The following is a 16,123-nucleotide window of genomic DNA, read 5'->3' on the forward strand; positions in this document are numbered from 1 at the left end:
GCCGTCCGCGCGGGTCTGTTGCCTCCCAAACGAGGCTTGTTCTTTGCCGGGAACGCAGGCAGAACAAGCCTCAAGCAAGACCTTTGGGAGCGCCCATTCGTGGCTGAACAGAAGGCCTCGACCTCGATCGAGGCAGTGGAGAGCGGCCTCGCCGCGCAAGGCTATATCGCGAGCCGGCAGATCGCGACCGCCGTCTATTTGTCGCAGCAGATCGAGAAGCCGATCCTGGTCGAAGGCCCCGCGGGCGTCGGCAAGACCGAGCTTGCCAAGGCCATTGCTGCCTGGCGCGGCATGAAGATGATCCGCCTGCAGTGTTACGAAGGCCTCGACGAGGCCAAGGCGCTCTACGAGTGGAAATACGCAAAACAGCTTCTCTACACCCAGATCCTCAAGGACAAGCTCGGCGAAGTCCTCGGCGGTGCGCAGACGCTGCACGCGGCGCTCGAGCAGCTCCATGATTTCGGTGACGTCTTCTTCTCCAAGGAGTTCGTCGAGCCGCGGCCGCTGCTCCAGGCGCTGGAGCAGCCCGGCGGTTGCGTGCTGCTGATCGACGAGATCGACAAGTCGGATGCCGAGTTCGAATCGCTGCTGTTGGAAATCCTCTCCGATTTCCAGGTCACGATCCCCGAGCTCGGCACGGTCTCGGCGATCACGCCGCCGACGGTGATCCTCACCTCCAACAGCGAGCGTGACCTCGGCGACGCCCTGAAGCGGCGCTGCCTGCATCTGCATATCGGCTTCCCCGAGCAGCGGCTCGAAGAACGCATCGTCGAGAGCCGCGTCTCCGGCATCTCGCAGGCGCTGCGCCGGCAGATGGTCGGCTTCATCCACGAGATCCGCTCGCTCGACCTGAAGAAGCTGCCCTCGGTCAGCGAGACCATCGACTGGGCGCGCGTCCTGGTTCTACTTCAGGCTACGGAGCTCGATACGGAGATCGTCAAGGACACGCTCAACGTGCTCCTGAAATACGAGGCCGACATCGAGGCAGCAACGCCGCAAGTTACGACCTTCATTGCCAAGGCAGCACGATCCAACGTCTTCGGTTGACGCCGATGCGCGAGAACCTCCATCGTTTCTTTCGGGCGGCGCGCGGCGCCGGCGTGCATGTCTCGCCCGCCGAAAGCATCGATGCGATGCGCGCGGTCAAGCAGGTCGGCTTTTCCCACCGGGCCATCCTGCGCGATGCGCTGCTCCTGACCCTCGCCAAGTCGCAGGACGAGAAGCTCGCCCTCGGCGACTGCTTTGATCTCTTCTTCAGCCAACCAGAGCCGCGGCAGCATCAACCCGAAGCCGACGACAACGACGACGCCTCGCAGGACGCGGATCAGACCCCCTCACTCAGCTCGGCCAGCGAAGCAGGCGAAGGCCAGCCTTCCGAAGGATTAGGCCCGCTTGCGCAGATGCTGCTGTCGCAGGATCGCAACGCGATCGCAGCCGCGATCGCCAGCGCTTCCGGTGCGGCTTCGCTGTCCGACATCCGCTATTCGACTCAGCGCGGCATCTTTTCCAGCCGCATCCTCGACGCCATGGGCCTTCAGCGCCTGCGTGACGATCTCGACGCGCTCACCGCGACCAATCCGTCGCTGGCCGAGCGTCTGCGCGGCGCGCTGGACGCGTTGCGCGAAGCGGTGCGCGACACGGTCTCGCAAGGCCTTGCGCTCTATGCCCGCGAGGAGGCCGAAAACCTCCGCAACGAAATCCTGCGCAACGCGCCGCTTGCCCGCATCGAGCGGCGCCAGGTCGCGGAGATGCGCGCCCTCATCCGCCAGATCGCGCGCCGCCTGCGCGAGCGTTATTCGAAGCCGCGCAAGCGCCAGCGCCGCGGCCATCTCGACGTGCGCCGCACGCTGCGCCGTAACGCTGCCTGGGGCGGCGTGCCCTTCCTCACCGCGTGGAAGCGCAAGCACCGCGACCGGCCCAAGATCGTCGCAATCTGCGACGTCTCAGGCTCGGTCGCGCAGGTCTCCGATTTCTTCCTGCTCCTGATCCACTCGCTGCACGAGGTGGTCGACGACGTCCACTCCTTCGCCTTCTCCTCGCATCTGATCGAGGTCAGCGAGATCCTGGAAAAGAAGTCGCCGGAAGAGGCGATGGCCGAGATCATGTCCAAGGTCGGCTTCGGCTCATCCGACTACGGCTCTTCGCTCGTCGATTTCGAGAAGGAGTTCATGAGCACGCTGACGCCGCAGACCACGGTGATCGTGCTCGGTGACGCCCGCAGCAACAATCTCGACCCGCGCGCCGACATCCTGCGCCGTATCTCCGAACGCTCGAAGCGCGTGGTCTGGCTCAATCCCGAAGGACGGCTCGCCTGGGGCTTCGGTGATTCCGAGATGCCGCGCTACGCGACCTTTTGCACTGTCGTACGCCAATGCGCCACCGCACAGCAGCTCGAGCGCGCCGTGTCCGACATCGTGGCGACTTATCAGTAGACGGCAATCACGTTCGCCGCTGGCGTCAGGCGGCAGTCAGCTCGGCCTGGACGAGGTTGCACTCCCGAAAGTGATACGCGATTTCGTCGAGCGCGCGCTGCTCCCATTCCTGGGCCTGCGCGAGCCAGAACGCCCGTCGCTCCGAATCCAGCGCGGCGCGCTCTCGGCAGAGGAACTCCTGACTGCGAATTTCCACCAGCCTGTTCATGCACTCACACTCCTGTCGTGTGAAGCCAATCCCCTGCGAATCAACGTAGCAGAGTCCAGTCAGAGTCCAATCGCTCTCGCTTCACGATTTCTGTGCATATCGCGACGCGTAATGGGACAGCGATGCTTCCCGTGCACTGCGGTAACGCTCGCCGCACGATCAAGCGCACATCATCAATTAGTGATCGGAGCGCGGGACGATTTTCGTGCGCAAACGATCTTAACTGTTGTGGCGCAATGAAGTGCGGCAATTCGTGAAGAGAGGTTCTAAACAGCTTACCGAATTCCCGACTCATTGTCGTCGCATGGTGTTCATGCGACGCCGCTAACAGGGGCCCGCGAACTTGACTATCGCTTGAGGCAACATGATCAACGACATCGACTTCGATCTTTCGCCGGACCAATGGGAAGCGCTGAAAGCGCTTCGCAACCCTGTGCCAAATGGTCGCCTCTCGAAGGCCTATCTCGTCGAAGGTCTCGTCAAGCTCGGTCTCGTTGTGATCAATGACGGCGTACCTTCGATGACGCCGACCGGACGCAAGGTGCTGGTGCGCGGATCGTGCCGGCTACTGGATCTCGTGGCGTGACGAGGCTGTCTGCGCGCAACGGCTCTGCATGATCGCCTGAAAAATAATCTCTAGCGTTCCCGCTGACAGCGCGTAGCGGGGACGGCCTCAACCCGCCAACGTAACGATCAACGGTCCATTGCGGGTTGCGACAACCGTGTGCTCGTACTGAACGGTAGGCGCCTCGGGGCTGCTGTAGAGCGTCCATGGATCGTCATCACCGTTCTCGGCCCACTCCGCGCCAAGCGACAGGAACGGCTCGACGGTGAACACCAGGCCATCGCTCATGATGCGGCGCTCGGAGCGATCGGGCCATGTCGCGATCTCCGTCGGCTCCTCGTGGAGCGACAAGCCGACACCGTGACTGGCTAGGTTCTTGACGAGCATCTAGCCGTTTTTCCGCGCAAACGTCCCGATGGCCTGACCGATGCCGGCAATCGGCTTGCCGGCTCCAACCTGTCGCAGGCCCGTCCACATCGCCCGCCGACCATCCCTGCAAAGACGCTCGATCGAACGGGGCACGGGCGGAACGGCGAACGAGGCTCCCGTATCGGCAAAGAAGCCGCTCTTCTCGGCCGAGACGTCGATGTTGACGAGGTCGCCCCGCTCGATCCGCCGGGCGCCCGGGATGCCATGAGCGATCTCTTCGTTCACGCTGATGCAGGTTGCGCCAGGAAAGGCATAGGCCAGTTCCGGCGCCGAACGCGCTCCGGCGGTCTCAAGGAACTTTCGTCCGATCCGGTCGAGTTCCGAGGTGGTCATGCCGGGCTCGAGGGCTTTCCCCATCTCCTCAAGCGCATTGGCGACGATACGCCCGACCTCTTTCAGGCAGATCAGATCGTTCTCATTCGAGATTGTCATATCAAGCTCTTGCGAAAGCCGGGACATAGCTGTTGCGATGCCGACTTGCAAACGGAAGAGCGCGCGCAAGAATCCCGGATTATGCGGCGCCCTGGATGACTTCCAGGACCAAGCCGCGACAATCTGGCACGGTTGTTGCTCCTTTTTGACGTCCAAGACGCGTCGAAAAGGGGAAGTCCACCATGACGACCATCACCGCGGTACCTACCGCCGAGCCGAAGCCGCTCTACACCTCGCTGTTCGTCCAGGTCCTCGCCGCGCTGGTGTTTGGCGTCATCCTGGGGATGGCCGTTCCGGACTTCGCCATCGGGCTCAAGATCCTCAGCGATGCCTTCCTGAAGCTGATCTCGATGATCGTGGCCCCGATCGTTTTCTGCGTCGTCGTGCACGGCATTGCCGGTGCCGGCGACCTCAAGAAGGTCGGCCGGGTCGGCGTCAAGGCGCTGGTCTATTTCGAGGTGATGACGACGGTCGCCCTCGTGGTCGGCCTGCTGCTCGCCTATCTCTTCGGCCCCGGCCACGGCATGAACATCGATCCCTCGACGCTCGACGCCAAGGCGCTCAACACCTATGCCGACAACGCCCACAAGCTGTCCGGCGGCGGCATCGGCGCCTTCCTGATGAACGTGATCCCCAGCACCTCGTTCGATGCGCTGTCGCGCAACGACGTGCTCCAGGTGCTGTTCTTCGCGGTCCTGTTCGGTGTCGGCCTTGCACTCGTCGGCGGCGAGAAAGGCGCGCTGGTCACATCGATCATCGACGCGGCCTCCAGCGTGCTGTTTCGGGTGATGGGGCTGATCGTGCGGGTCGCGCCGCTCGGCGTGCTCGGCGCGGTCGCCTATACCGTCGGCAAATACGGCGTCGGCTCGCTGAAGCAGCTCGTCTCGCTGGTGATGTTGTTCTACGTCTCGGTCGGCATCTTCGTGCTGGGCGTGCTCGGCGGCGTCATGGCGCTCGCCGGAATCAACATCCTCAAATTCCTCGCTTACTTGCGCGAAGAGCTGACCATCGTGCTCGCGACCGCGTCCTCCGATGCCGTGCTGCCGCAGATCATGAAGAAACTGGAGCGGATGGGCGTGAAGGATTCCGTGGTCGGCCTCGTCATCCCGACCGGCTATTCCTTCAACCTCGACGCTTTCTCGATCTACCTGACGCTTGCGGTCGTCTTCATCGCGCAGGCGACCAACACGCCGCTGTCCTTCGGCGACCTCCTGCTGGTGCTCGGCGTCTCGCTGATCACGTCGAAGGGTGCGCACGGCGTGCCGGGCTCGGCGATCGTGATCCTGGCCGCGACGCTCAACGCGGTGCCGAGCATTCCTGCCATCGGCCTCGTGCTGGTGTTGTCGGTCGATTGGTTCATCGGCATGGCCCGCGCGCTCGGCAACCTCGTCGGCAATTGCGTGGCGACTGTCGTGGTCGCCGCCTGGGAAGGCGATCTCGACCGCGCCAAGGCGGCCCAGGTGCTGGAGGGCGGCGAGCTGGTCGACGTGACCGCGGGGTAGCGCCCGCGGATCAGTCATCCCACCGGAGGAGTGGCGTTCCATACGCCCTCCTCCAGACGGACAGGAAGCGCGGAAACCATGAGTGCGCCACGGCGCCCTTATACGCCCAGGTGCGATACTTCAGGCCCTGCTCCGAGATCAGCTCCTGATAGCCGCCATGGACTTCGGTCGCGGTCCGAATGTCCTTCAATATCCCCTGCGCGCAAGCCCGATAGGTATCGCTCCCTAAGGCTTCATCAAAATCCAGCATCCGATCCGCGAATTCAACATTGAATGTCGGCCACGACGAACGCCCCTGATAGGCCGGCGCCGCGATCTTGTGGATCATCTTGTTCCGTGGATTATCCGCGGACACCAGAAAGTGGAACGTGCTGGGGATGCGAAAGCGCGGCTCGGCGATGATCAGATCCGTCGTAGCCGCAAACAGCGCCCGCTCGCCGGCATCGTTCATGTCCCAGAAGCCGCGATGCACGCTGACGAAATCCAGGGCCACCAAGGACACCGGTGCGCCCGCCGGGCCGTCAAGCGAATGCCTGATATAGCCGTCCTTGCCGAACAAGCGGAGCAGATCTCTCTTGTACTGCGCAAGGTCGCGACCGAGCAGCCGCTTCAGTTCGTTCTCGTCGACGATCCCGAGCTGCACGCCCCACACGAACGTCGTGTAGACGCAGGCGTTGGTGACGAAGCGCCTGCGCTCGGCCCGCGTATCCGTTGCCGCAGAGCGAGGCCCGCCGGCATCGCACAGCAGATATCTGGTGCCGTCGTGATCAAATGGCTCCAGTTCGCTCGCAAGCCGGAGGATCGCGCGCTTCAGGTCGACGCCATATTCGGCCAGCAGCAGGCGGCCGGCATGTGCGCATTGCGACATCGCCAGATAGGACGACGCTCTCTCGTCGGCACCTATCATCTGCTGGAGACCGGCGAGAATGCCGAGCAGCGTGTCAGAGGGCCGCGAGAAATAATTCACGCCGAGGTACCGCCCGCGTCCCGCAGGAACGATCGTCGTCGTGACCACGTCGGCGCGAACCGCCTCCAGCAGGAGGCGAACGCTCTTTTCGAGCAGGCGCGCCCGACGGACCGCGTCCTGCGCATCCATGATGGTTTCAGGGTCGAGGACGTCGGGGTAAAACCAGGCGAAGTCGCGCGGATAATAGGCGGAAGCGTGCGGCGCTCCCGTGACGAGGAAGGCCTCGGTCACCGAAAAGGCGCTGTCCATCGAGTGCCGGTACAAGTCCTCGATGTCCGACAACGCATGATGCGATTGTCTCAGGAAGCGATCACCGAGAAAATTGACCGCCTGAAGCGCGTTGGCGACAAAGGTCGCAGCCATCCCCTGGTAGAACCGGTTCTCACGATGTGATGGAAATGAGATGTCGCTGTTCATATGCGTCAATCGGCTGATGTCTCGTGACCCCGTGATGGCGGCCACCATTTTAAACATGACTGATTCGTATCTCTACCCGGTGACTTGCGGGCTTCAGGCAATCAGTTCGCGCCGGCACGGCCCTCCCGCGGCCTGAAATTCTCGATCACCCGCAGCAGCACGCGCGCGCCGGCGTCGGCATCGGCGAGCTCGACGTGCTCGTCCGGGTGGTGGCTGATGCCGCCGCGACAGCGGACGAAGATCATGCCGACATCGGCGATATCGATCATCGCCATGCCGTCGTGCCCTGCCCCGCTCGGCAGCTCGAACACCGAGGCGCCTTCGGCAGCGATCGCCTGCGCGATCTGATCCTTCAGCCAGGGCGCGCAAGGCGCGGTGCGGTTCTCGTGAGTGACGTCGAGCTGAAGCGCCAATTGCCGGCGCTTGGCGATGGCCTCGATCTGCCGGACGACGTCGGCGACCGCGCGCTTGCGATGCATGTCGGTCGGTGCCCGCATGTCGATGGTGAACGACACTTCGCCGGGGATGACATTGGTCGCGCCGGGCCTCGCCTGGATATAGCCGACCGTGCCGACCAGCCCGCTCTCGTCGGTGCGGCAGAACTGCTCGATCGCGCCGATGCATTCGGCCGCGCCGGCGAGCGCATCACGGCGCAGCGCCATCGGCACGGTGCCGGCGTGACCGGCCATGCCGGTCAGCCGCGCAGCGAGCCGTGTCGCGCCCGCAATCGCAGTGACGACACCGACGGGCAGGTTCTGCGCTTCCAGCACCGGGCCCTGCTCGATGTGCAATTCGAGATAGGCGAGCAGTTCGCGCCGGGCCCGCGCGGCCGCGCCGATGTGATCGGGATCGAGGCCGAACGCGACGAGCGCATCGCGCATCGACACGCCGTCGCGGTCGCGCGTGTTCAGGACGCTCTCGTCGAAGGTGCCGGCCACCGCCCGGCTTCCGAGCAGCGTCGAGGCGAAACGTACCCCCTCTTCATCGGCAAAGCCGATCACCTCGATCGCGAACGGCAGGCGCTTGCCGCGGCGGTTGAGATCGGCGACGCAGGCGATCGCCGTGATCACCCCCAGCGGTCCGTCCCATTTGCCGGCATCGCGCACCGTGTCGTAGTGCGAGCCGAGCATCAGGCAGGGCGCCCCCGGCTGCTCGCCTTCGTAGCGTCCGCAAACATTCCCGATCGCATCGAGATGCGCGCCCATGCCGGCTTCGCGCATCCAGCCCAGGATGAGGTCAGCGGCCTTGCGCAGCTCGTTGGTGAGATAGATGCGGGTGAGCTTGTCGCCGTCTTCCGAGATCGCGGCGAGCTCGTCGATCCCGCGCAGGATCTCCTCGCCGAGCGATGCGTTCTGAACGGCGTTACCAGCAACCATCTCGGCGAGCTTCCCATCTCTTGGGACCGCGGCGGCGGTCCTGGCGGCGATCGATACAAGTTCGGTGCCAGCGAAAAATCACCAACCCGGTCCCGATCCGCGCGTGGGTAGCATGAATGCGGGTTGCCGGCAGACCGTAGCTCCCGTCATGCCCACACGCGAGCTGGCCTGGCTGCTCAACTCCATTGCATACAATTAATATATTCTGCTCAAAAATTAATCTGACGATTTGCTCGGCGGGATTCTGAAAATTCATAAACATTATACTTTTCAATGCCTTCACATCAATTGACCGCTCCGTGGCCTCTGGCACGAAGCTTGCGACATTTTATCCCCAGGCTCCGCCAGACCGGCGCAGCCGAGAGATTGGGGCGGTGCATCCGCCAAGGGGAGCAGGCAATGGATTTTGGCAGGATTTCACGACGTCATTTATTGCAAGGCAGCGCGGCCCTCACTCTCGGTGCAGCAGCGGGCGTCCGGCCGGCCTTGGCGGCCGAAACGACCATCGGCTTCATCTATGTCGGCTCGCGCGACGACTACGGCTACAACCAGGCGCATGCGCAGGGCGCGGCGGCACTGAAGAAAATTCCGGGTCTGAAGGTCGTCGAGGAAGAGAAGGTGCCGGAGACCGACGCGGTCGAGAAGACGATCGAGTCCATGATCAACCTCGACGGCGCCACCCTGCTCTTCCCGACCTCGTTCGGCTACTACAACCCGCACATGATCAAGATGGCCACCAAGTTCCCGAAGCTACGCTTCGAGCACTGCGGCGGCCTGTGGAGCGACAAGGATCCGAAGAACGCCGGCAGCTATTTTGGCTATATCGACGAGGCCCAGTACATCTCGGGAATCGTCGCCGGCTACACCTCCAAGAGCGGCAAGCTCGGCTTCGTTGCCGCCAAGCCGATCCCGCAGGTACTGCGCAACATCAACGCCTTCGCGCTCGGCGCCAGGCTCGCCAATCCCAAGGCCACCACGCAGGTCATTTTCACCGGCGATTGGTCGATGCCGGTCAAGGAGGCCGAAGCCACCAACAGCCTGATCGATCAGGGCGTCGACGTACTCACCTGCCACGTCGACGGTCCGAAGACCATGGTCGAGAACGCGGCACGCCGCGGCGCCTTCGTCTGCGGCTATCACACCAACCAGTCGCCGCTGGCGCCGAAGGCGTATCTCACCGGCGCCGAGTGGAATTGGGAAGCGCTCTATCCGAAGTTCGTGAAGATGATCGCCGCCGGCGAAAGCATCCCGAACTTCTATCGCGGCGGACTCAAGGAAGAGATCGTCAAGACCTCGCCCTACGGCGAGGCAGTCTCCGCCGAGGCGCGCAAGCACGCCGACGAGGTCAAGGCCAAATTCCTGTCGGCAGAGGGCTACGCCATCTTCAAGGGCGGGCTGGTCGACAACAAGGGCAAGACGGTGATCGCAGCCGGTACCGATCGCGGCCAGAAGGATCCTGAGCTGGAGAAGATGGACTACCTGGTCGAAGGCGTGATCGGAGCGACTTCGTGACAACGGAAGCCGCGGATTCCACTGAAGCGGCCGGGACAATTGCCTCGGCCGCCGGTCCCGGCTTTTTCCAGCGCCACGGCGCGACAATCGAATACATCCTGATCCCGGGCGCGGCGCTGGCCGGCGCGCTCGTGGTCTTCGGCATCTTCGTCGCGATGTTCGGCAAGAACCCGCTCGATCTCTATTTCTACATGTATTACGGCGCTTTCGGCACCTGGTTCTCCTGGCAGAATACGTTGACGCGTGCTGCGCCGCTGATCCTCACCGCGCTCTGCACCGCACTGCCGGCACAGCTCGGCATGGTCATCATCGGCGGCGAAGGCGCACTCCTAATCGGCGCGCTATCGGCGACCAGCGCCGCGCTGGCGCTTCAGGGCATGCCGCCGCTCGTCGTGCAAATTGCCATGGTCATCGGCGGCGTAGTCGGCGGCGGCCTGTGGATCATGCTGTCGGGCGCGCTGCGCCAGTATCGCGGTGTCAACGAGACCATCTCGAGCCTGCTGCTCGTCTACATCGCGCTCGCGATCCTCAATCATCTTGTTGAGGGGCTGATGCGCGATCCCGCCAGCCTCAACAAGCCGTCGACGCGTGAGATCGGCGCGGCCAACATGATCGGCAGCATTCCCGGCACCGACGTGCATTGGGGCCTCGTCTTCGGCCTGATCGCCGCGATCGCCGCCTACGTCCTGATCTATCACACCGTGTTCGGCTTCGCCGCGCGCGTCACCGGCGGCAATATCCGCGCCGCAAAGATCGTCGGCCTCGGCGTCAGCAAGCTGATCCTGACCATCTGCTTCCTCGCCGGCGGCGCCGCGGGCCTTGCCGGCATGGTCGAGGTCGCCGCCGTGCAGGGACGCACCAACGCCAACCTTGCGGCGGGCTATGGCTTCACCGGCATTCTCGTCGCCTTCCTTGCCCGGCAGAATCCGCTCGCGATCATTCCCGTCGCGATCCTGCTCGGCGGCATCAGCGCCAGCGGCGGCCTGCTGCAGCGCCGTCTCGGATTGCCCGACGCATCCGTTCTGGTGCTTCAGGGCATCATCTTCGTCTTCGTGCTGGCCAGCGATGCACTTTACGGCCGCATTGGATTTTTGAAGGGAAAATCCTGAGATGGCAGATGGATCGATCGGGCTCTGGACTGTCCCCCTCGCCGTGCTGGGCGGCGCCATCCGCGTCTCCACGCCGTTCCTGTTCGTGAGCCTCGGCGAATGCATCACCGAGCGCTCCGGGCGCATCAATCTCGGCCTCGAAGGCACGCTGGTGATGGGCGCGATGAGCGCCTACGGCATCTCGTATCTCACGGGATCGCCCTGGCTTGGCGTGCTCGCCGCCGGCATCACAGGTGCATTGCTGGGCGCATTGCACGCCGGCATCTGCTCGCTGCCGCGCGTCAACGATATCGCGGTCGGCATTGCACTGATGCTGTTCGGCACCGGCCTTGCCTTCTATCTCGGCAAGCCGCTGATCGAACCCACCGCGCCACGCCTGCCCGCGATCGATTTTGGCTGGTGGAGCGACATCCCGCAGGTGCGCGCCGCGCTGCGCGTCAACGTCCTGTTCCTGATCGGCGTCGCGCTCGCGCCAATCCTCTATTGGGCCTTCCGCACCACGCGCTGGGGCCTTTTGATCCGTACCGCCGGCGAGAGCTCCGACGCCGCGCGCGCAATGGGCCATTCCGTGCTGCTGATCCGCCTGCGCGCGACCATGGTCGGCGGCTTCCTCGCCGGCATCGGCGGCTCCTTCCTGTCGCTGTTCTATCCCGGAAGCTGGAACGAGGGCCTCTCCTCAGGCCAGGGCATCACGGCGGTGGCGCTGGTGATCTTCGCGCGCTGGGATCCCATGCTCTGCCTGTGGGCCTCGCTCGCCTTCGGCGGTGCCGCGGCCTTGGGCCCTGCACTGCAATCGGTCGGCGTCACCTCCGGCTATCACCTCTTCAACGCCGCCCCATACATCCTGACGCTGGCGATCATGATCATCACCTGCTCGCCGAAACGCACGCTGACCGGAGCCCCGGCCGAATTGTCGATCACCCGCTAGAGAGCGAAATCATGCCCGAGCGCTATATCAAGTCCGAGCCCTATGCCTGGCCCTACAATGGCGATCTCCGCCCCGAGAACACCGCGCTCATCATCATCGATATGCAAACCGATTTCTGCGGCATCGGCGGCTATGTCGACAAGATGGGCTACGACCTCTCTCTGACGCGGGCGCCGATCGAGCCGATCAAGAAGCTGCTCGCAGCGATGCGCGCGCAAGGCTTTCACATCATCCATACCCGCGAGGGCCATCGCCCCGATCTCTCCGACCTTCCCGCCAACAAGCGCTGGCGCTCGCGCCAGATCGGCGCCGGCATCGGCGATCCCGGCCCGTGCGGCCGTATCCTGGTGCGCGGCGAGCCGGGCTGGGACATCATCGAGGAGCTGGCGCCGCTGCCGGGCGAGCCCATCATCGACAAGCCCGGCAAGGGCTCGTTCTGCGCCACCGACCTGGAGCTGATCCTGCGCGTGCGCGGCATCGAGAACATCGTGCTGACGGGCATCACGACCGACGTCTGCGTTCACACCACGATGCGCGAGGCCAACGACCGCGGCTTCGAATGCGTCCTGCTGCACGACTGCTGCGGCGCCACCGACAAGAGCAACCACGAGCATGCACTGAAGATGATCAAGATGCAGGGCGGCGTGTTCGGCGCGGTCTCGACGTCGGATGCCTTCATCGGGGCGATCTCGTGATCATCGGCGAAACGCCACCGCCGGCAGGCGCCTTCGGCGTCGACGCCATCGCCATGACCATGCGTTTCGGCGACTTCCTGGCGCTCGACAATGTCGAGCTGAAGGTGCGGCCGGGCTCGTTCCACGCGCTGCTCGGCGAGAACGGCGCCGGCAAATCGACGCTCGTCAAATGCATCATGGGCTATTACCGCGCGACCGAAGGCGACATCCTCGTCGGCGGCCGCGAGCAGGCGATCGCAAATCCAAAGGACGCCCACGCGCTCGGCCTCGGCATGGTCTACCAGCATTTTACCCTGGTGCCGGCAATGACGGTCGCGGAAAACCTCGTGCTGGCACGCGACGATGTGCCGGCCGTGGTGAACTGGCCGAAGGAGATGAAGGAGCTCGAGGCTTTTCTGGCGCGGATGCCCTTCAAGGTGCCGCTCGGCGCAAAGGTCTCCGACATCTCGGCCGGCGAGCGGCAGAAATGCGAGATCCTCAAGCAGCTCTATCTGAAGCGCCGCTTCCTGATCCTGGACGAGCCGACTTCGGTGCTGACGCCCGCGGAGGCCGACGAAGTGCTCGGCATGCTCCGCGACATGGTCGTCAAGGGCGAGCTGACCATCCTGATGATCACGCACAAATTCCGCGAGGTCATGGCCTTCGCCGACGACGTCACGATCCTGCGCCGCGGCAAGCTCGCAGGTGCCGGCAAGGTTTCCGAACTCACACCGGATGCGATGGCGCGAACCATGATCGGCGCCGAAGAACTGACCGTGCAGCCGCTGCGCACCGGCGAAGCCGGCCAGGCCCGGCTGGAATTGGCAAAAGTCCGCGCGCTCGACGACGCAGGCGCCATTGCCGTGCACGACGTCTCACTCACGGTTCGCGCCGGCGAGATCGTCGGCATTGCCGGCGTCTCCGGCAATGGCCAGCGCCAGTTGGTCGAGGTGTTGGCCGGCCAGCGCGAGCAGGAGGGTGGTGAAATTCGCGTCGCGGGCGATTCCTATCACGCCAGCCGCGAGGAGATGCGGCGCCACAAGATGTCGCTCCTGCCCGAGGAGCCGCTGAAGAACGCCTGCGTCGGTGGCATGAGCGTCGCCGACAACATCGCCTTCCGCGAGTTCGACCGCGCGCCCTTCGCCAGCGGCGGCTGGTGGCTCAACCGCGGCGCCTTCCGGGACGATGCGAAGAGGAAGATCAGGCAGTACAAGATCAAGACCCGCACGCCCGATACGCCGATCGCGGCGCTGTCGGGCGGCAACGTGCAGCGCGCCGTGCTGGCGCGCGAGCTTGGCGGCAACGTCGAGGTGCTGATCGCGGCCAATCCCTGCTTCGGCCTCGACTTCGCGGCGGTGGCGCAGATCCACGCCGAGATCATGGCCGCCCGCAACCGTGGCGCCGCCGTGCTGCTCGTCAGCGAGGATCTCGACGAATTGCTCGAACTCTCCGATCGTCTGGTGGTGATGTTCCACGGCGAATTCGTGTATGAAGCACGAACCAGCCAAGCCGATCTCACCGTGGTCGGCCGGCATATGGCGGGGCATTGACCAGGGACGAGCGATGGGCGGCGGATCCGAGCGCGACGAGCACTTCCTCCGCCTGTCCTTCGCGGTCGCGCGCCGCTCGCTCACCCATGGCAACCATCCGTTCGGCTGCGTCGTCGTCGATGCCGATGGCAAGGTGCTGATCGAGACCGAGAACGGCTACATGCCCGACCACGACGGCACTGCGCATGCCGAGCGCCTCGCGGCCTCGCAAGCCTGCCGTATGCTCGACCGTGAGGTGCTGGCGAAAGCCACGCTCTATTCCTCCGCAGAGCCCTGCGCGATGTGTGCCGGCGCGATCTACTGGGCCGGCATCGGCCGCGTGGTCTACGGCCTCAGCGAGCACCGCCTGCGGGGCGTCACCGGCAACCATCCCGAGAACCCCACGCTCGACTTGCCGTGCCGTCATGTGTTTGCCAGCGGCCAGCGGCCAACGGAGGTTGTGGGGCCGCTGCTCGAGGACGAAGCCGAAGCGCTGCACGACGGCGTGTGGACGAAGTAGCCGCTTCGCAACAACCGGTACCGTAGGGTGGGCAAAGCGAAGCGTGCCCACCAATAGCCAATCGCTTGGAAAGATAGTGGCAACGGCGCCTTGCGCCTTCGCCCACCCTACGATTCTACACTCTGGAGCTTCAAAAACAGAATGGCGCTACGCATCTCTGCGCGGCGCCATCGTTGTAGCTTGGAGACTCAGCCGATCAGAACTTCACAGTGATACCTCCGTAAACCGTCGACTCGGTGCAGCTCTTGGTGCTCTGGCCAGTCGCCGCGACGGTGCAGACACCGGCCATGGCGTTGTGGTCGAGGCCGAACTTGTTCTGCCAGTAGCGATAGGCAACCCAGAGATCGACGAAGTGCGAGTACTTGTCACCCCAGACCGCCTTCGAGGCATCAAAGGTCAGGCGGATCGGCTCGCTGTTCAGCTCGGTTTTGGAGGCGGTCGAGAACCGGCCGGGGCCCGAGAGCGCAGGCAGGCCGTTCGAGTCGCCCTTCGGTCCGTACCAGCCGGCGCGGCCGCTGATCGACCAGAACTGCATGTTCGGCGGCAGGAAGCCGAGGTCCATGTAGTAGTTGATTTCGACGGCCCAGGTCGGGTTGTAGCTGACATTGCCATCGGAGTTACAGCTCACACCCGGGAGGGGGCCAGCAAAACCGCTGCCGCACTGAGTGAAGGCGTTGTGGTTGGAGAACTCCCAGTACATCAAGGGCGCGACGTTGATGTAGCCTTTGTAAGGAAGATCGAAGGCGAACTGGAGACCGGCAACGACGTCCCGCTTGGCGGGCGCCAAGAATGTGTTCTCGGAATTGCCATCCATACCGACTTCAAACGAAATGTTCTGCAGCGGCCCCGTGGTGAAGGCCTTGGTGTTGAAGAGTTGGTTCCAGCCGAAGGTCGACCGGAACAGGCCGTAGATCTCGGTCGCGCCGGCGCAGTCGGCTGCACCGAAGGAGGAAGATAGACCAGGTGCGATACAGGGCGAAGCAGGGTCGTTATGACCCGACTTGAACATCGAGATGGTGAAGAAGTTGGTGCCGTAGGCCCAGAGATCGAAGTGCGTGAACGAATAGACCTGCTTGGCGGTCGTACCGTTGATGCTGCCGTTCGGATTGACGCTCCACATGCCGGGGTCAGTGCCCTTGGGCATCCAGGAGAACGTGACGCGGTTGTCGATCACCAGGAAGAACGGGACGTCCGACGCTTTCTTGGCAGCCTTGACCGGCAGGTCCGCTGCCTGAGCCAGGCCACTGGTAGCGAGTGTAGCAATCGACAGCGCCGCGGCTGCGATTGCCTTGAAACCAAACGACATCCTGAATACCCCCAAGTTTGGACACGTAAAAATGAACGCCCCTTGGGTGCGACACTTGCGCCGATCTCCCGGAGTGAGAAGCCTCAACTTCTTTCAAGGCATGCCGCTTGTTTCGGCAGGAGGCGGCCTTTCAACCCAGGAATTCGAGGATTTTTTCCGTTTCGCTGTTGCGTGCGCGCGGTGACGCGATGCCGAACATTCCCGTTTGATTTCATTT

14 protein-coding genes and 1 pseudogene are annotated in these 16,123 nt (G+C 63.8%); 10 read left to right on the top strand and 5 right to left on the bottom strand.

What is annotated here, in order from left to right:
• The first annotated feature begins 99 nt into the window (after nucleotides 1-99).
• Nucleotides 100-1,047 carry a MoxR family ATPase gene (locus OWC48_RS36035; protein WP_282524248.1) on the top strand — a complete coding sequence of 316 codons (948 nt, stop codon included), beginning with the start codon at nucleotides 100-102 and terminating at the stop codon, nucleotides 1,045-1,047.
• Between the two features lie 5 nt (nucleotides 1,048-1,052).
• A complete protein-coding gene (locus tag OWC48_RS36040; protein WP_282524249.1) occupies nucleotides 1,053-2,432 on the top strand; it encodes a VWA domain-containing protein in 1,380 nt (459 codons plus the stop codon).
• Between the two features lie 25 nt (nucleotides 2,433-2,457).
• Here OWC48_RS36040 and OWC48_RS36045 read toward each other — a convergent pair whose 3' ends face one another.
• Complete coding sequence (locus tag OWC48_RS36045; protein WP_282524250.1) at nucleotides 2,458-2,640, bottom strand: hypothetical protein; 183 nt, start codon at nucleotides 2,638-2,640, stop codon at nucleotides 2,458-2,460.
• 364 nt (nucleotides 2,641-3,004) lie between these two features.
• On the opposite strand from OWC48_RS36045, the gene OWC48_RS36050 reads away from it, so the two are divergent.
• Nucleotides 3,005-3,226 carry a hypothetical protein gene (locus tag OWC48_RS36050; protein ID WP_282524251.1) on the top strand — a complete coding sequence of 74 codons (222 nt, stop codon included), beginning with the start codon at nucleotides 3,005-3,007 and terminating at the stop codon, nucleotides 3,224-3,226.
• An 87-nt stretch (nucleotides 3,227-3,313) separates the two neighbouring features.
• Here OWC48_RS36050 and map read toward each other — a convergent pair.
• Nucleotides 3,314-4,066 (bottom strand): annotated as a pseudogene (map, locus tag OWC48_RS36055) (type I methionyl aminopeptidase).
• A 182-nt stretch (nucleotides 4,067-4,248) separates the two neighbouring features.
• On the opposite strand from map, the gene OWC48_RS36060 reads away from it, so the two are divergent.
• The gene (locus OWC48_RS36060) at nucleotides 4,249-5,568 is read left to right on the top strand and encodes a dicarboxylate/amino acid:cation symporter (protein WP_282524252.1); all 1,320 of its coding nucleotides are present in this window, start codon (nucleotides 4,249-4,251) and stop codon (nucleotides 5,566-5,568) included.
• 10 nt (nucleotides 5,569-5,578) lie between these two features.
• On the opposite strand, the gene OWC48_RS36065 is transcribed toward OWC48_RS36060, so the two are convergent.
• Together OWC48_RS36065 and OWC48_RS36070 are read right to left on the bottom strand one after the other, a co-directional pair.
• The gene (locus tag OWC48_RS36065) at nucleotides 5,579-6,952 is read right to left on the bottom strand and encodes a hypothetical protein (protein ID WP_282524340.1); all 1,374 of its coding nucleotides are present in this window, start codon (nucleotides 6,950-6,952) and stop codon (nucleotides 5,579-5,581) included.
• Between the two features lie 101 nt (nucleotides 6,953-7,053).
• Nucleotides 7,054-8,328, bottom strand: a complete 1,275-nt coding sequence (locus OWC48_RS36070) for an allantoate amidohydrolase (protein WP_282524253.1) — start codon at nucleotides 8,326-8,328, stop codon at nucleotides 7,054-7,056.
• 399 nt (nucleotides 8,329-8,727) lie between these two features.
• On the opposite strand from OWC48_RS36070, the gene OWC48_RS36075 reads away from it, so the two are divergent.
• Genes OWC48_RS36075 through OWC48_RS36100 form a run of 6 tightly spaced genes read left to right on the top strand, consistent with a single transcriptional unit; the run spans nucleotide 8,728 to nucleotide 14,600 of the window.
• The gene (locus tag OWC48_RS36075; RefSeq protein ID WP_282524254.1) at nucleotides 8,728-9,840 is read left to right on the top strand and encodes a BMP family ABC transporter substrate-binding protein; all 1,113 of its coding nucleotides are present in this window, start codon (nucleotides 8,728-8,730) and stop codon (nucleotides 9,838-9,840) included.
• Entirely contained in the window at nucleotides 9,837-10,949 is a 1,113-nt protein-coding gene (locus OWC48_RS36080) for an ABC transporter permease (protein ID WP_282524255.1), read from the top strand. The genes OWC48_RS36075 and OWC48_RS36080 overlap by 4 nt, the downstream gene beginning before the upstream one ends.
• Nucleotide 10,950: 1 nt before the next feature.
• The gene (locus OWC48_RS36085; RefSeq protein ID WP_282524256.1) at nucleotides 10,951-11,877 is read left to right on the top strand and encodes an ABC transporter permease; all 927 of its coding nucleotides are present in this window, start codon (nucleotides 10,951-10,953) and stop codon (nucleotides 11,875-11,877) included.
• An 11-nt stretch (nucleotides 11,878-11,888) separates the two neighbouring features.
• Complete coding sequence (locus OWC48_RS36090; protein ID WP_282524257.1) at nucleotides 11,889-12,572, top strand: cysteine hydrolase family protein; 684 nt, start codon at nucleotides 11,889-11,891, stop codon at nucleotides 12,570-12,572.
• Nucleotides 12,569-14,101, top strand: coding sequence for an ABC transporter ATP-binding protein (locus OWC48_RS36095; protein WP_282524258.1), 1,533 nt, complete (start codon nucleotides 12,569-12,571; stop codon nucleotides 14,099-14,101). Before OWC48_RS36090 ends, OWC48_RS36095 begins: the two co-directional genes overlap by 4 nt.
• Nucleotides 14,102-14,114: 13 nt before the next feature.
• Complete coding sequence (locus OWC48_RS36100; RefSeq protein WP_282524259.1) at nucleotides 14,115-14,600, top strand: nucleoside deaminase; 486 nt, start codon at nucleotides 14,115-14,117, stop codon at nucleotides 14,598-14,600.
• Between the two features lie 196 nt (nucleotides 14,601-14,796).
• Here OWC48_RS36100 and OWC48_RS36105 read toward each other — a convergent pair whose 3' ends face one another.
• Nucleotides 14,797-15,906 (bottom strand): hypothetical protein, encoded by a 1,110-nt coding sequence (locus OWC48_RS36105; RefSeq protein WP_282524260.1) that lies wholly within the window; start codon nucleotides 15,904-15,906, stop codon nucleotides 14,797-14,799.
• Nucleotides 15,907-16,123: the final 217 nt, after the last annotated feature.

This window comes from Bradyrhizobium sp. Arg816 (assembly GCF_029989365.1).
In the GTDB taxonomy this organism is placed as follows: Bacteria; Pseudomonadota; Alphaproteobacteria; order Rhizobiales; family Xanthobacteraceae; genus Bradyrhizobium.

What these genes read in the sequence shown, in the direction of transcription:
- OWC48_RS36090 (WP_282524257.1), top strand. Translation starts at nt 11,889, where the DNA reads ATGCCCGAGCGCTATATCAAGTCCGAGCCCTATGCCTGGCCCTACAAT.
- OWC48_RS36105 (WP_282524260.1), bottom strand. Translation starts at nt 15,906, where the DNA reads ATGTCGTTTGGTTTCAAGGCAATCGCAGCCGCGGCGCTGTCGATTGCT.
- OWC48_RS36100 (WP_282524259.1), top strand. Translation starts at nt 14,115, where the DNA reads ATGGGCGGCGGATCCGAGCGCGACGAGCACTTCCTCCGCCTGTCCTTC.
- OWC48_RS36060 (WP_282524252.1), top strand. Translation starts at nt 4,249, where the DNA reads ATGACGACCATCACCGCGGTACCTACCGCCGAGCCGAAGCCGCTCTAC.
- OWC48_RS36065 (WP_282524340.1), bottom strand. Translation starts at nt 6,952, where the DNA reads ATGAACAGCGACATCTCATTTCCATCACATCGTGAGAACCGGTTCTAC.
- OWC48_RS36050 (WP_282524251.1), top strand. Translation starts at nt 3,005, where the DNA reads ATGATCAACGACATCGACTTCGATCTTTCGCCGGACCAATGGGAAGCG.
- OWC48_RS36085 (WP_282524256.1), top strand. Translation starts at nt 10,951, where the DNA reads ATGGCAGATGGATCGATCGGGCTCTGGACTGTCCCCCTCGCCGTGCTG.
- OWC48_RS36070 (WP_282524253.1), bottom strand. Translation starts at nt 8,328, where the DNA reads ATGGTTGCTGGTAACGCCGTTCAGAACGCATCGCTCGGCGAGGAGATC.
- OWC48_RS36040 (WP_282524249.1), top strand. Translation starts at nt 1,053, where the DNA reads ATGCGCGAGAACCTCCATCGTTTCTTTCGGGCGGCGCGCGGCGCCGGC.
- OWC48_RS36045 (WP_282524250.1), bottom strand. Translation starts at nt 2,640, where the DNA reads ATGAACAGGCTGGTGGAAATTCGCAGTCAGGAGTTCCTCTGCCGAGAG.
- OWC48_RS36075 (WP_282524254.1), top strand. Translation starts at nt 8,728, where the DNA reads ATGGATTTTGGCAGGATTTCACGACGTCATTTATTGCAAGGCAGCGCG.